We start from the raw sequence: 14,523 nt of genomic DNA on the forward strand, positions 1-14,523 counted from the left end.
ACCGAAGGACCTGCGGGCCGCCGGCGAACCCGGCCCGCGCCTCGGCGCCGGTACCCGGCTCCGGCTCCGGCTCCGGCTCCGCGATCACCGTGTACGCCGCACCGCGGAACAGCATGGGCGAGGCGTAGTGGACGGCGAGCGCTCGCGGGTCCTCGCCCGTGTGATCGATCGCGGCGAGGATCTGCTGGTACGAACCCGTCGCCGGGAAGCCGAGAGAGGCCACGACCTTCCGGAACTCGTCCTGTGTCCGGGGGTCCGGTGCCGGCATCGTCCGGAGGATTCCGTGACCCGCGTCGAGCATGAAGGCGGCGGCCACCCGACCGGCGAGGAGCGAGATCTGGGCGTTCGCGTCCTCGACCGACCGGCGCGGTCGGAGGACGAGGCGGTACCCGTCGGGCGTCTCCTCGACCTCCTGGTCCGGCACCGCGAGGTCGATACCCCCGCGGGCTTCCTGCTGCGTGAGGAGTGCACGTCCCACCTCGGGGAGGGCCGCGATCGAGGCGTGGAGGGGTGCTCCGGAGTCGGCTGCCTCCTGCACCTGTGCGTAGTCGAGCTGCGCCGTGGAGGTGACGACCGCGCGGAGGACCCGTGCGCGGACGATCACGCCGTCGGAGTCGAGGAGTACATCGAACACGTAGGCCGCGCGCTCGCGCCCCGGCAACAGCGAAGCTGCGTCCTCGGAGAGCACCGGCGGGTGGAGCGGCACCTTGCGATGGGGCAGGTACACGGTGAGGCCGCGTTCGCGGGTCTCGGCGTCGAGAGCGCCGCCGGGCCGGACGAACCGGCCGACGTCGGCGATCGCGTAGAGGACCCGCCACCGCGCCGTGTCGGGGTCTGTTTCCGTCGGAGCCCGGTCCCCCGCGTCATCACCGCCGGCCGCATCCCCGACTCCCGGCAGGCGAAGCGCGTCCGGTTCCCCGATCCACACGGCCTGGTCGAGGTCGGTGGCGCCCGGCGGGTCGATCGTGACGAAGGGGACCTGCCGGAGGTCGAGGCGGTCCTCGGTGATCCCGTCGAACCCCGGGGCGAAGGGGTCGGTGAGAGAAGCGGCCGCGTTCTCCGCCTCGGCGAGGGATGACTCGGAGTGGTCGTCGGGGAGCGTTGCGGCGAGGCGCTCGTACGCGGCCTCGAACGCAGCGGCGGCGCGGTCCGAGCGGATCTGCGGGATCCGCCCCTGGGGGTACGGCGTCATACGGCTCTCCGTTTCGAGTGCGGTGGGGTCTCGGGGGTCAGGTGCGGTGAGCGAACAGACGGGTGGGACGACCCCTGCGACCGTCGGACATCCGGCCGGTCGGTTCGAGTCGGGGTTCCATGTGCCGCCGGAAGGAATCCCGTTGGAGTTCCTCGCCGGCGACGGCCTCGTGGAGGGCCCGGAGGTCCCCGAGGGTGAAGGGTGAGGCGAGAACGTGCCAGGGGTCGGGCGCCTCGGCGTACTCCGCGCGGATTCGCGAGAGCGCCTCGGCGACGACCCGCGGGTGGTCGTAGGGCAGCGCGATCGGACCGTGCGGAGCGACCTCGGTGACCGGCACGAGCGTGAGGACGCCGGCATCGAGTCCCTCCTCGACGACCTCGGGGGCGACGACGTCGAGGTGCGCCACGGCGACGACCCAACCGCGGTCATCACGGTCGGGGTCGTCGAACACCCGCAACTGGCGGGGCTCACGGCCCGTGATGCCGGCCTTCTCGCGCTGGGAGCGGAGCACCGCGTGCGTGAGACGTTCGCGCTCGTGGACGAAGGTGCCCGGAAGCGCGAGGCGACCGGACTCCTCATCGGTCACGAGCGCGAGGAACAGGATCCCGTCGAGGACCGTGAACGTCGCGGTGTCGACGGCGAGTGACGGGCGGGGGTAGTCGGTGAGGTCGGAGTGCGGCACGAGGATCTACTCAACCAGATACGTGTCTCAACCGACAGTGCGGCGGCGTGCCAGCAGGGGGTCGTCGCGGAACGGCACGAGGAGAACCGAACACTGCGAATTCGGGAGCACCTGCGCGGACGTGCGACCCAACTGCGTCCGCAGGCTCGCGAACCGTCCGAGGCCGCGCTTGCCGATGACGAGGAGGTCGGCATCGGCAGAACGGTCGACGAGGAGATCCGCCGGTTCGCCCTCGAGGAACTCGGCGGAGACCGACAGGCCGGGGAACTCGGCGCGGAGCCATGCCATGTCGAGGTCGATCTGCTCGCGGACCTTCTCGACGTCGCCGAGGGAGGTGGTGCCGACGACCACGAGGAGCGGGACGCCGAGGGAGCGGGCGACGGTGGCGGCGTCGATCGCGGCGACTCCCGCGTACTCGGAGGAGTCCAGACCCACGACGACCCGCGTGTGGGGACTCGGGTGGTTCTCGGGGTCGGACCAGGAATCGAAGCGAGGTTTGTGGACGAGCACGGTCGACAGCGCATGGCCGGGCAGGCCGTCACTGATGGTGCCGATCCGCCCGGCCTGCACCGGATGCGGGACATGCTTGCCGATGACGATCATGCGGGCCTTCTGCGACATGCGGGCGAGGATCTCCGCACCGTCACCGACCTCGACGAGCGTGGTGAAGTCGACGTCCGGGCCGAACGCGCGCAGGTCCGAGGCGAGCACGTCGAGATATTGCCGTGCCGTGTCCTTCTCGTCCGGGGAGGCACTCTCGGGAACGACGGTCACATAGGTGAGCGGCAGCCCGTAGTGCCGGGCGTCCTTGAGGGCCCAGGCCGCGGCGTCACGCGCGGCCGGAGACCCGTCGATCCCCACAACGATGTCACCCTTGATCGCCATTGCGTCCACCTTCGGTACTCCGACAGTCCTCGTCGATCCTATCCGCCACGGCGGCCGGTGACGGGAACCGGGACGGATCAGGTCCGAGGAGCACCGCGGGTACCCTCGCTCGCCATCCGAGCGTCTCCCGCCGGACAAAGCAGAAGCCCCTCACCTGCGTTTGCGCTGGTGAGGGGCTTGTTGCCGAGCCGCCTGAGGGAATCGAACCCTCGACCTATTCATTACGAGTGAATCGCTCTGCCGTCTGAGCTAAGGCGGCAACCAGAAAAGGATGCCACGGGTCGTTTCCGGTGGTCAAACCGGGAAGCACACCCGTGAGGCAGATCTCATCGCGGCTGCGGTCAGGCCGTGATCCACGGGTTCGAGAGGCCCACGAACGCCGCTTCGACGACGAGCAGCGGGGGCATGTTCGTCTGCAGCCGTTCCCGTGCCTCGCCGATGATTTCGATGCGTCGCAACGTGCTCGTCGGGTCGGAGGCATCCGCGAGGTCCCGGATCCGTTCCTCCTCGCCGAGGTTGATGAACCCCTCGTGGATCCCCACCTGGTGCATGAGCACGTCACGGTACAGGGACAGCAGCTCGAGCAGAATGGCGTCGATCTCGTCGTTGCGCGCACGCACGCTCTTGCGCTTCTGTTCCTCCTCGAGGCGTCTGATCTGGGCGCGCACTGCCGGTGGTGGGTTCTTGCCCGGTTCGACTCCGAGTACTTCGAGGAGCTGCTCGCGTTCCCGGGCGTCGCGTTCCTTCGTCCGCACCTCCGAACGCTCGGTGGCCTCGTCGACGATCCTGGCCGCCATCCGCACCGTCGACCCGAGCGAGCCCAGGTGGTGCGGGATGTCGAGCGTGCGTCGCCGGGCCTCCGGGGCCGCGTCGTTCGTCGCGAGGTACTTCGCCCGACCGATGTGGTTCTGCGCGGCTGCGGCAGCCCACCGGGCGCGGTCCTCGCTCACCCCGTCACGCCGCACGAGCAGCGCTGCGATGTCGTCCGTCGGGGGGATGCGCATATTCACATTGCGGCACCGGGACCGGATCGTCATGAGCACGTCCTGCGGGCTCGGTGCGCAGAGGATCCACACCGTCGCCGGAGGCGGCTCCTCGATCGCCTTGAGCAGCACGTTCGAGGTGCGTTCGGCCATCCGATCGGCGTCCTCGATGATCATCACGCGGTACGGCGCGTTCACCGGCGCGTTCTGGGCCTGCGACACGAGGTCCCGCACCTCGTCGATCGTGATGAGCGATTTCTGCGTCGACATCACCGTCATCGACTCGTGCGCCCCCGCGAGCGCACGCCGGGCCTCCACGGAATCGTGCTCACCGTGATCGGGCGCAATGAGTGCTGCCGCGAACGCCCGTGCCGCGTTCGACCGTCCGGAACCGGGAGGTCCGGTGATGAGCCACGCGTGCGTCATCGCCGCTCCTCCGGTCTCCGAGGCGGCCGCTGCCTTCCGGAACTGCTCGATCGCGGCCTGCTGGCCGACGAGGTCGTCCCACACGCTCACCGGCGACCACCGTCTCCGGTGCCCTGCCCGTCGTCGCGACGACCCTCACGGCCGGACGGCCGCAGCCGCGACTGCCGGAGGCGCTCACGGGCCTCCCGTTCGATCGCGGCCTGCGCCTGCAGGCGCTCCCGGGACCTCTCGCGCGGGCTGTACGCCGCCGAGGCGCCCTGCCGTTCCGGACCGGTCGTACCTTCCTCCACGGGGGCACCGCTCGGTTCTCCGTGCCCGGCATCGTCACCAGGGAAGGCGCCCTGCTCGGCACCACCCTCCGTTCCGTGAGCGCTCCGGCCCGGACGCGCCGGCGGCAGCACCGTGGTCTCTGCGTCCTCGGGAACCGCACGCGCGCTCTCGGGCTCCGGTGTGCGCGAGCCGGGCGTTCGGATGCCGGGCTCACTCGTCCCGCTGCCACCCGCGCCACCGCGGACCGGGGGCAGCACGGTGGTCTCGGCCTCGTCGTCGGCCGACTGTTCCGACTGTGAACCGCGCTGCGCCGGCAGCACCGTGGTCGCGGCTTCGTCCGCAGGAGTGGGTCCGTCCCCGGATGCCCTTTCGCCCGTGGACGCGCTCTCGTCAGTGGGGCCGGAGTCCGCGGGAGCGGAATCGAGGGATGTCGGAAGCACGGTGGTGGCAGCTTCCTCGGAGGGTGCAGACGGTACGTCGTTCCTGCCCGGCTCGTCGTTCCCCTCCCGACCTCGGTCCTCGACGATCCCCGCGGCTCCACCGGCAGCGGTGTTCCCGACGGCGGTGTCCCCGGCCGCCGCGACGTGCACGCGCGCGAGTTCCGCCTCGACCACGGCACGGATGTCCACGGCAACGGCGTCGGCGTCCCGGTTCGCGTCGACGACGACGTAGCGGGAGGGCTCGCGGGCGGCCAGGTCGAGGTACGCGGCACGCACGCGTTGCCGGAATTCGAGTCCCTCGGCGTCGAGGTGGTTCTCCTCCCCGCGGGAGGCAGTGCGCGCGGCCCCGGTCTCCGGAGCGACGTCGAGCACCACCGTGAGGTGCGGCACCAGGCCGGTGGTCGCCCACCGGGAGAGGTTCGCGACCTCCTCCGCGGACAGTTCACGGCCCGCGGCCTGGTAGGCGAGCGAGGAATCGATGTAGCGGTCCGTGAGGACGACACGCCCCTGTTCGAGCGCCGGCTCGATGAGGGCGGAGACGTGGTGTGCTCGGTCCGCGGCGAACAACAGGGCCTCGCTCCGGGGCCCGACCCCTTCGCCGCCGAGGACGACCTCGCGGATCCGGACGCCGGCTTCCGTGCCCCCGGGTTCACGGGTGACGATCGGTGCGGCGATCCCGAGGCTCTCGAGGTGTTCGGCGATCTTCCGGATCTGCGTCGTCTTGCCCGCACCGTCGCCACCCTCGAACGCGATGAAGAATCCGGTCGGCGCGACGCGCGCAGCGGCGGCCCGGGCGAGCGCACCCGCGGGCGCCTCCGCCGGGTCCACGCCCTGCCCGGGTGCGGGTGCAGGGGTGCCGGCGGGCGCCTCGGGTGCGGTGGGATCCGGGTCTGCGGAACCGGCGGGGCCCGCGGAATGGGAGGGCGTGCCCGGCTGTCGGAAGGCGTGGACGATGTCGACGGTGATGCCCTGCAGCCCCTGGGGCACGAACCACAGATGTGCGAGGACCCCGGCGATCACCGCGAGTGCCCCGAGCGTGCAATAGGCGATGCCCGTGGCCGTGAGCACCCACGAGGTGTACTCACTCAGCGGCACGACGACGGCACGGTCGATGAGGGTGAGGAGCAGCGCGAGGGCGGCACCGCCGACGATCCCGACCCGGCGTGAGAAGACATACGGCTGCGCCCGCACTCCGAGCCCGGCGAGCGCGGCGACCGCACCCGTGAGAACGGCCTTGCCCGAGAGTTCGTCGATGATTCCCAGCGCGATCGTGAGGACACCCGCGCCGAGCAGCGCGAATGCGGTGAGCCGCGGTCGGGACATCCCGGGCGCGAAGGTCGGACCGATCTCGTAACCGACCGCCCATCCGAGAAGTGCGGCGCACAGCAGCACCGCGAAACCGGCCTGCCCGAAATCGTGGTCCGCGACAGTCGGCTGTGCGAGGGCGAGGACGGTGCCGAGCACGCCGAAGAGCGCGTAGCACGCCCAGGGCCGCTCGATGAGCGCCGGTTCACGCGACAACCGCACCTGCCGGGCCTTGGGGAACGACGAGGTCGTCGGGTCCGGGACGACGGGTCCGCTCGGGCGCAGGAACACGAGCACCGCGGCGAGCACCATGACGATCCCACTCACGAGGGACAACCAGTGGACGGCGACCGCGCCGCCGGGTACCCCCATCGCGATCTGGAAGACATAGGTGACGAACAGCATCACCGCTGCGGAGGCTCCGGCCGAGCGCCAGGGCTTGCGGAACATCCCCGGGAACAACAACAGGACGAGCGTCGCGACGACACCGATGAACGCGGAGACCAACCAGGCGAGCCAGGCGACCGGCACGAAGAACAGCACGATCGCACCGGCCCCGGCGGCCGCCGCGCCCCCGGCGAGGAGCTTCTGGCGGAACTCGGGGCGCCTGTCACCGAGCATCCGGTTCGGCAGGAACATGCCGAGGGCCGCGAACACGAGGACGACGAGGAGCGACACGGAGGCCGTCCGGAGGGAGAACTCGCCGGCATCGACGGCGGCACCGATGGCCAGGAGATCACCCGGAGCGACGACCGTGAGCGGCCCCGCGTAACCGGCGAACGCGAACGCCGAGGCCGCGGCGGCGAAGAGCACCGACCAGGCTGCGGCTTCCACAGCGAGGGGCCCGAACATCGGCGGCCGGACGGCGCGGGGTGCATGGGTGGCTGTACTCATCACGCGACTCACCTTATCGGGACGCACGGACAGAACCCTGGGAGAACAGGGGAACGCGCGATGTGGGAGTGACTACAGTGAGCGCGTGTCCACTCCTGCACCTCTCGACCTCGTTCCCACCCCTGAGCACCTCGACCCCGTCGAGGTGCTCTCCCTCGCACGGGTCCTCCTCGACTCCGTCAAGGATCGTTCCCGCCCCGGCGCACTGCGGGTCTACCGCCCGGCGCCGACCGCGGCGTTCGGCGCGCGCGACCGATTCCTCCCGGGGTTCCCGGAAGCGGTCGAGGCGGCCCGCACACACGGATTCACCCCGGTCCTGCGATCACTCGGCGGGCGCATCGCGCTCTACCACCCGGGCAGCCTCGTCATCGACCACATCGAACCGGCGAACGACGTCCTCGGCGGGACGCAGTCCCGGTTCCGGGAGTTCGGGCTCGCCTACACCGAGGTGCTCCGGCAGACAGGTGCCGATGCACGTCTCGGTGAGATCCCCGGTGAGTACTGCCCCGGCGAGTACAGCATCAACGTCGCCGGCCGGATCAAGGCGGTCGGGACCGCGCAACGCGTGACGAACCGCGGCTGGCTGTTCTCGAGCTCGGTCGTCGTCGAGGACGGTGCCCGGATCCGGGCAGCGCTCACGGACATCCAGGCGGCACTCGGGGTGGAGTGGAACCCGGAGACGGCCGGCAGCATCGACGAGATCCACCCGGGCATCACCGTCGAGCGGGTCGAGGAATCGTTCCTCGCGCATTTCGGGACCGAGCACGAACTCCACCCGGCACAGGTGACGGCCGCCGAATTCTCCGCACTGGGAGGGTTCGACGGCCGTCACCGCGTGTGAACGGGCGTTCGTCCGGGCCTACTCGGCGTCCTTCGCCTTCGTGGCGGTCGACTTCGCCGTCGGCTTCTTCGCCGCGGTGGTCCGCGAGGTCGTCGACTTCGTCGCGGTCGTCTTCTTCGCCGTGCTCTTCGCGGCAGTTCTCTTCGACGCCGTCGACTCCTTGGCGGTCGTCTTCTTCGCCGTGGTCTTCCGCGCGGGGGCCTTCCGCTTCGCAGGACCCTTTGCACGCTTCTCGGCGAGGAGTTCGAAGGCCCGCTCGGGGGTGATGCCCTCGACCGAATCGTCCTTGCGGAGGGTCGCGTTCGTCTCACCGTCGGTGACGTAGGGACCGAAGCGACCGTCCTTGACGACGACGGGCTTGTCGTTCGTCGGATCGTTGCCGAGTTCCTTGAGCGGCGGCGCCGCCGTCCGCCCACCACGGGTCTTCGGCTTCGAGTAGATCTCGAGGGCCTCCTCGAGGGTGATCTCGAAGAGCTGTTCCTCGGTCTGCAGCGATCGGGAGTCCGTGCCCTTCTTCAGGTACGGACCGTAACGGCCGTTCTGCGCCGTGATCGGGGTGCCCTCGGCATCCTCGCCGACGACGCGCGGCAGGCTGAGGAGCTTGAGGGCTTCCTCGAGGCCGATCGTCTGCAGGTCCATGGACTTGAAGAGGGAGGCGGTACGGGGCTTGGGCCCGGTCGCCTTCTTGCGGGTCTTCCTCGCGGGTTCCTCCGCCGGGGCCTCGGGTTCGGGGATGACCTCGGTGACGTAGGGGCCGAAACGCCCGTTCTTCGCGACGATGGTGTGGCCGGTCTCCGGGTCGACGCCGAGTTCGCGGTCACCGTCGCCCTGGAGTTCGATGAGCTCCTTCGCCTTCTCCTTCGTGAGCTCGTCCGGTGCGAGGTCGGCCGGCACGTTCACCCGCTTGGGGGTCTCCTCGCCCTCGACGGCGACCTCGAGGTAGGGGCCGAACTTGCCGACCCGCAGGTCGATGCCGTCGTCGATCCGGACGGTGTTGATCTCACGGGCGTCGATCTCGCCGAGGTCGTCCACCGTCGGCTTGAGCCCGACCCGGCCCTGATCGCCCTCACCGAAGTAGAAGGCACTCAGCCAGTGCTTGCCCTCCTCGGCGCCCCCGGCGATCCGGTCGAGGTCGTTCTCCATGTCCGCGGTGAACCGGTAGTCCACGAGCGAACCGAAGTGCTCCTCGAGCAGGCGCACGACGGAGAAGGCGACCCAGGAGGGCACGAGCGCGTTGCCGCGGGTGGTGACGTACCCACGGTCCTGGATCGTGGAGATGATCGCGGCGTAGGTCGAGGGACGACCGATGCCGAGCTCCTCCATCCGCTTGACGAGCGAGGCCTCCGTGAAGCGCGGCGGCGGCGCGGTCGTATGACCGTCGGCCTCCGCGTGCTCGACCGCGAGGGCCTGGCCCTCGGACACGTTCGGCAGGCGGGTGCTGCCGTCGCCGCTGTCGTACCGGTCGCGGTCCTTGCCCTCCTCGTACACGGCGAGGAAGCCCTTGAAGGTGATGACCGTGCCCGAGGCGGTGAATCCGGCCGAGTGCCCGTCGCCGAGGTCCGCCGTGATCCGCATGGTGGCGGTCGAACCCTTGGCGTCGGACATCTGGGACGCGACAGTGCGCTGCCAGATGAGCTCGTACAGGCGGAATTCGTCCCCGCTCAGTCGATTCGACACCTGGGCGGGGGTGCGGAAGGAGTCACCCGCGGGGCGGATGGCCTCGTGGGCCTCCTGGGCGGCCTTCTGCTTCGAGGCGTAGGTGCGCGGCGAGTTCGGCACGTAGTCCGGGCCGTACAGCTCCGTCACCTGGCGACGCGCAGCGGCGATCGCCTGGCCGGAGAGGGCTGCGGAGTCCGTACGCATGTACGTGATGAAGCCGTTCTCGTACAACGACTGGGCGGTCCGCATGGTCTGCCGGGCGGACATCCGCAGTTTCCGACCGGCCTCCTGCTGCAGGGTCGAGGTGGTGAAGGGCGCTGCGGGACGCCGGGTGTACGGCTTGGTCTCCAGAGCGGAGACGCTGAGCGACTCCTTGGCCGAGGTGTTGAGCACCTCCGCGAGTTCCTTCGCCCTCGCCTCGTCGAGAACGACGACGTCCGACTTCGGCTTGAGCTGTCCGCGGTCGTCGAAGTCACGCCCCCCGGCGACCCGGGTGCCGTCGACGAGGGCGAGCTTCGCACCGAAAGCGGAACCGGCGGTGCCGGGGACCTCGAGAGTGAGGTCGAGGTCCCAGTATTCGGCGGGAACGAAGGCCATGCGCTCGCGTTCGCGCTCGACGACGAGGCGGGTCGCGACGGACTGCACGCGCCCGGCGGACAGGCCCGGCTTGATCTTGCGCCAGAGGACGGGTGAGGTCTCGTAGCCGTAGAGACGGTCGAGGATGCGGCGGGTCTCCTGGGCGTCGACGAGGGAGTCGTCGAGATCACGGGTGTTCTCGAGGGCGCGCTGGATGGCCTCGGGGGTGATCTCGTGGAAGACCATCCGCTTGACCGGCACCTTGGGCTTGAGCACCTCGAGGAGGTGCCAGGCGATGGCCTCCCCCTCGCGGTCCTCATCGGTTGCGAGGTAGAGCTCGTCGGCGTCCTTGAGGAGCTTCTTGAGTTCCGCGACCTTCTTCTTCTTGCCCGGATCCACGCGGTAGTACGGTTCGAAGCCGTTGTCGACGTCGACCGCGAAGCGACCGTACGGTCCCTTCTTCATGTCCGCGGGCAGCTCCGAGGGCACGGGCAGGTCGCGGATGTGGCCGACCGATGCCTCCACGTCGTAGCCCTCGCCCAGATACCCGGTGATGGTCCGGGCCTTGGTCGGGGACTCGACGATCACGAGTCGCCTGGGCTGCGTTGCGGTGGAGGCCACGTGGTTCCTTTCAGGGGTGCTCTCGGGAATTTCGAGAGTACACGACGGGGCGGACATGGAAATCCGGGTTCCCGGCGGTGCTCCCGGTGCCGGTGTGCCGGGGTCCGCCCGCCGGAATCACGGGTCGATCCGGCGCCGGTTCCCACTCATTCCGCCGGGAACAGCACCCCTGCGGGGACGAGGGCGCGGACCTGCTCGAGCAGCTGTGCGGTGAGTGCCGCCTCATCGACCTCGAGGAGGTGAGCAAGCGCACCCGCAACGGCCCCGAGGTCGAGGCTGCCGTCCGCCACCCCGACGAGACCTGCGAGTGCCGGGTCGGCCTCGAAGGTCCGACCGAATCCGGTGCCCTGGTCGATCGTGAGCATCGTGGGCGATTCGTCGCCGGGCAGGAAGTGTCGGTGCTCGGTGACGTCGGCGGCCCTCACGAATGCGGTGCGCAGCAGTTCCTCGTCCGGGGCGTGCGCGAGCCATTCGAGCATCCCCAGGCGGGTCTCGAGGTGAGCGGCAGTCCCGAGGTTGTTCGCTCCCAGCGGACCGGTGAGTTCCTCGAAGTGCCGGACCGGGGTGTCCGTCCGGTGCATCCGTACCCACCCGAATCCGATCGCCTCGACCTCGCGCGCAGCGAAGTCCTCGAGCCAGGCCTCGGTGTCCGCGGTCCACCGCTCCCCCGCCCGGGGCACTCCCCCGTCGCGGATCCACGTCTCGGCGTACGTCACCGGGTCCATCCGTTCCCGCTCGATCACCATCACGGAGGTGTCACCGGCGGGCTCCGATACCCATTCGGTGGGTAGGTCGCGGCCGGGACCGTACTCCCAGTTGCCGAGGAAGGCCGCCTGGCCGTCGGGCTCGAGGTGGTCCGGTGTCCCCGTCAGGAGTGCGCGCATGATGCCGTCACCGGTCGCTCCGCCGTCGCGGTACTCCAGGGTGGTCGTGCGCCCCTGCGGGGTGATGACGAACGGTGGATTGGCGACGACGAGATCGAACCGTTCGGGCACCGGTTCGAACAGGGATCCCTGCCGGAACTCGATCGTCGTGACTCCGGCCAGCCCTGCGTTGAGCGCGGCGATCCCGAGGGCCCGGGGCGAGATGTCCGTCGCGACGACGCGGTCGGCGTGACGCGCGAGGAGCAACGCCTGGATCCCGCAGCCGGTCCCGAGGTCGAGGGCCGTGGTCACGGGCGAGCGAGGAGTGATCTCCGCGAGTGTCCGCCCCGCACCCCCGAGCCCGAGGACGAACTCACCGGGCACGGGCTCCGGGTCGACGAGGGTTCCGAAGTCGGAGAAGAGGTACAGGGTGTCGTCGCCGGGCGCCGTGCCCCGGGGCACTCCGGTGGGGACGGTGTAGGGGGCGAGCGCGAGGGTCGCGGACACGCGCCCATCGGCGTCGGTGACGAGCAGGCCCGAGGTGAGGAGCGCCTCGGCGAGGTCGCCCCCGAGGGCCCCGTCGACGTGCTCCCGGACGACGGGCATGCGGAGGACGAAGAGTGCGGCGAGGGCCGCGCGGGAGTCCGGGGCGCCTCGGCCGGAGGGGTCCTCCGGGGAGAGGTGCCGCCGCAACCACCAGCGGGCCGGGGCCGGGTTGTTCCGGTCGAGGGACGCGTCGATGTCGACGCCCCAGAGCCCCCGCAGGCCGGCGGCGGTGAAGGGCGCACGGACGAGCACCTCACGGAACGCGACGAGGGTTTCCGCGGAGGGAGTGGGGACGGGGGCGAGCGGCGTGGTCCGCCCGGAGGGCGCGGAGTCAGGAGAAGGCACGGATCAAGCCTAGTGAGTCGGCCTGGGTGCGCCTCTCATCGGAGGCGGGCAGAGGACACGTAATGCCTGTTCAGCGGGACGTGACTGACCTCTCAGGATGGCGTTCCGCGGTGCTATCGTGGGCCCCGTGACGTGATGGCATCCGTGATCGACGAGGTCGACGGTGCCCTGGGTTGTGCCGTCGCGGACCTCCGGACCGGGGACCTCCTCGGAGTCGCCCACCGCGTCTCCTACTTCACCCAGGACTACCTCGAGGCCGTGGCGGCCGGCGCCGTCTCGATGTTCCGTGGGGAGACGGTGCGTCACGTGGAGGACCTCATCTCCGCCAAGCGTGGTCGCCCGACCGAGCGCCTCATCGAAGAGGTGCAGATGACCACCCGGCACACCATTCACTTCATGATGATCCTCCCCAACCACCCGGAGGCCGTCGTCGTGCTCATCACCACGCACGACACCGCACTCGGCATCGGGTGGGCCGCCACCCGCGGTTCGGTTCTGCAGATCGAGCCGATCCTCGATCGACTCGCAGGCTGAGGTGGCCCATGCCTCTGCCGTACAGCACCGCCCGCACCGAGGCGGCGACCCTCGCGAAGAAGGGGACGACGGAACGGTTCGACCGCATCGTCCGGCTCGCCCAGGCCATCTTCGGCGCCCCGTTCGCCGCGCTCAACCTCATCGGTAGGGATGCGCAGTACACCGTCTCGTCCGCAGGGCTGCCACCGATCTCGGAGACTCCGGTCGAGGAGTCCATCTGCGTGTACACCGTGCGCCAGGACGACCTCCTCGAGGTGCGTGACCTGAGGGAGGACGAGCGCTTCGCACATATGAAGGTCGTCCTCGAGCCTCCGCGGATGCGCTTCTACGCGGGGGTTCCCGTCCGCGGTCAGACCGGACAGAACATCGGTGCCCTGTGCATCCTCGACCTCGTGCCGCGCACACTCGGCCGGCAGCAGCGGGAGATGCTCGCGGACCTCGGAGCGCTCCTCGAACGTGAGCTCGCGGTCCAGGAGGAAATGGATCTCGCAGGTCAGGTGCAGCAGCTCATGCTCCCGACCACGGCGCCGGAGATCGCCGGTGTCGAGATCGCCGGCCGCGTGCAGCCGGCACGCGAGGCCGGCGGTGACTACTTCGACTGGTTCGTCGTCCAGGACCCCTTCGGTGCCGGACCGCAGCTCCAGTTCTCCCTCGGGGACGTCATGGGCACGGGGCTCGCCGCCTCGCTCATCGCGTCCGAGGTCCGCGCCGTCCTGCGCGGCCACGCGCGGTACACCGACGTCGGCGATGCGGTTGCCCGCACGTCGACGACCACCCGGCACGACCTCGAGGCGAACGACCGGTTCTCGACCCTGTGGGTCGGTCGTCTCGATCCACCGTCGGGCCGGCTCGACTACATCGATGCCGGCCACGGACTCACGATCATCGCCTCGCAGGAGCGCGGATTCCGGCGCCTCGTGCAGAACTTCCTGCCCCTCGGAGCACCGATCGAGGACACCTGGACGAAAGCCACGGACGTTCTCCGTGAGGACGAGCTCCTCGTCGTCGTCTCCGACGGCGTTTTCGACGTCCTCGGCGACTCCTTCGAGAAGGTCGAGGCGAAACTCGCCGACCCCAGCACCGCAGAAGGGAAACCCGACCGATGAATCTCGAGGAAGCCGATCAGGGCTTGCACATCGTTCTCTCGCCCCTGGGCAAGTTCAACATGGTGGCCGCGCCGCCGTTCAAGACCCGTGTCGACGAACTCGTGTCGGAGGGGAAGACCCGCCTCGTCGTCGATCTCGCTGCCGTCGACTTCATCGATTCCTCCCGCCTCGGAGCGCTCATCGGCGGACTCAAGGCCGCACGCCAGCAGGGAGACGGGGACGCAGGACTGCGTGCGCCTCATGGGGCACCGTGATCTCACCGGGGTGCTCGGTGGCTACGCGGTGTACGCCTCGGCGTCCTGGTCCGAGGGCTTCGGACTCTCCCTCCTCGAGGCGATGGCCCCGGGGCCTGCCG

General features: G+C 70.0%; 11 protein-coding genes and 1 tRNA gene. 4 read left to right on the forward strand and 8 right to left on the reverse strand.

All coding sequences use genetic code 11. The features are described 5' to 3' along the window. From ABD172_RS01420 to tmk, 6 genes are all read right to left on the reverse strand, one after another. Positions 1-1,192 (reverse strand): ribonuclease catalytic domain-containing protein (locus ABD172_RS01420; protein ID WP_344306281.1); only part of this gene is annotated, 1,192 nt, incomplete at its 3' end. Between the two features lie 37 nt (positions 1,193-1,229). After that, on the reverse strand, positions 1,230-1,874 hold the full coding sequence (locus ABD172_RS01425; RefSeq protein ID WP_344306283.1) for an NUDIX hydrolase: 645 nt from the start codon (positions 1,872-1,874) through the stop codon (positions 1,230-1,232). Positions 1,875-1,901: 27 nt separating this feature from the next. Continuing rightward, positions 1,902-2,759 (reverse strand): universal stress protein, encoded by an 858-nt coding sequence (locus ABD172_RS01430; protein ID WP_344306285.1) that lies wholly within the window; start codon positions 2,757-2,759, stop codon positions 1,902-1,904. 186 nt (positions 2,760-2,945) lie between these two features. Next, a tRNA-Thr gene (locus ABD172_RS01435) sits at positions 2,946-3,018 on the reverse strand. Positions 3,019-3,100: 82 nt separating this feature from the next. Next, a complete protein-coding gene (locus ABD172_RS01440) occupies positions 3,101-4,258 on the reverse strand; it encodes a DNA polymerase III subunit delta' (protein WP_344306287.1) in 1,158 nt (385 codons plus the stop codon). Beyond that, positions 4,255-7,077: a dTMP kinase gene (tmk, locus tag ABD172_RS01445; RefSeq protein ID WP_344306290.1), complete on the reverse strand. Its 2,823-nt coding sequence runs from the start codon at positions 7,075-7,077 to the stop codon at positions 4,255-4,257. Before tmk ends, ABD172_RS01440 begins: the two co-directional genes overlap by 4 nt. An 85-nt stretch (positions 7,078-7,162) precedes the next feature. On the opposite strand from tmk, the gene ABD172_RS01450 reads away from it, so the two are divergent. Further along, complete coding sequence (locus tag ABD172_RS01450; RefSeq protein WP_344306291.1) at positions 7,163-7,918, forward strand: lipoate--protein ligase family protein; 756 nt, start codon at positions 7,163-7,165, stop codon at positions 7,916-7,918. A gap of 18 nt (positions 7,919-7,936) precedes the next feature. Here the strand turns inward: ABD172_RS01450 and topA are convergent, their stop codons facing one another. Together topA and ABD172_RS01460 are read right to left on the reverse strand one after the other, a co-directional pair. After that, complete coding sequence (gene topA, locus ABD172_RS01455) at positions 7,937-10,774, reverse strand: type I DNA topoisomerase (RefSeq protein WP_344306292.1); 2,838 nt, start codon at positions 10,772-10,774, stop codon at positions 7,937-7,939. A 146-nt stretch (positions 10,775-10,920) separates the two neighbouring features. Beyond that, positions 10,921-12,528, reverse strand: coding sequence for a DUF7059 domain-containing protein (locus tag ABD172_RS01460; RefSeq protein WP_344306294.1), 1,608 nt, complete (start codon positions 12,526-12,528; stop codon positions 10,921-10,923). A 135-nt stretch (positions 12,529-12,663) separates the two neighbouring features. Here ABD172_RS01460 and ABD172_RS01465 point away from each other — a divergent pair, with 135 nt between their 5' ends. From ABD172_RS01465 to ABD172_RS01475, 3 genes are read left to right on the forward strand one after another with little or no spacing between them, the layout of a single operon-like run. Then, complete coding sequence (locus tag ABD172_RS01465) at positions 12,664-13,062, forward strand: hypothetical protein (protein WP_344306296.1); 399 nt, start codon at positions 12,664-12,666, stop codon at positions 13,060-13,062. Positions 13,063-13,070: 8 nt separating this feature from the next. Beyond that, positions 13,071-14,168 (forward strand): PP2C family protein-serine/threonine phosphatase, encoded by a 1,098-nt coding sequence (locus tag ABD172_RS01470; RefSeq protein WP_344306298.1) that lies wholly within the window; start codon positions 13,071-13,073, stop codon positions 14,166-14,168. Next, the gene (locus tag ABD172_RS01475; protein ID WP_344306300.1) at positions 14,165-14,422 is read left to right on the forward strand and encodes an STAS domain-containing protein; all 258 of its coding nucleotides are present in this window, start codon (positions 14,165-14,167) and stop codon (positions 14,420-14,422) included. The genes ABD172_RS01470 and ABD172_RS01475 overlap by 4 nt, the downstream gene beginning before the upstream one ends. Positions 14,423-14,523 lie beyond the last annotated feature (101 nt).

It is taken from the genome of Brevibacterium samyangense (assembly GCF_039529845.1).
GTDB classification, from domain to species: Bacteria; Actinomycetota; Actinomycetes; order Actinomycetales; family Brevibacteriaceae; genus Brevibacterium; species Brevibacterium samyangense.

What these genes read in the sequence shown, in the direction of transcription:
- ABD172_RS01465 (WP_344306296.1), top strand. Translation starts at nt 12,664, where the DNA reads ATGGCATCCGTGATCGACGAGGTCGACGGTGCCCTGGGTTGTGCCGTC.
- ABD172_RS01430 (WP_344306285.1), bottom strand. Translation starts at nt 2,759, where the DNA reads ATGGCGATCAAGGGTGACATCGTTGTGGGGATCGACGGGTCTCCGGCC.
- ABD172_RS01470 (WP_344306298.1), top strand. Translation starts at nt 13,071, where the DNA reads ATGCCTCTGCCGTACAGCACCGCCCGCACCGAGGCGGCGACCCTCGCG.
- ABD172_RS01475 (WP_344306300.1), top strand. Translation starts at nt 14,165, where the DNA reads ATGAATCTCGAGGAAGCCGATCAGGGCTTGCACATCGTTCTCTCGCCC.
- tmk (WP_344306290.1), bottom strand. Translation starts at nt 7,077, where the DNA reads ATGAGTACAGCCACCCATGCACCCCGCGCCGTCCGGCCGCCGATGTTC.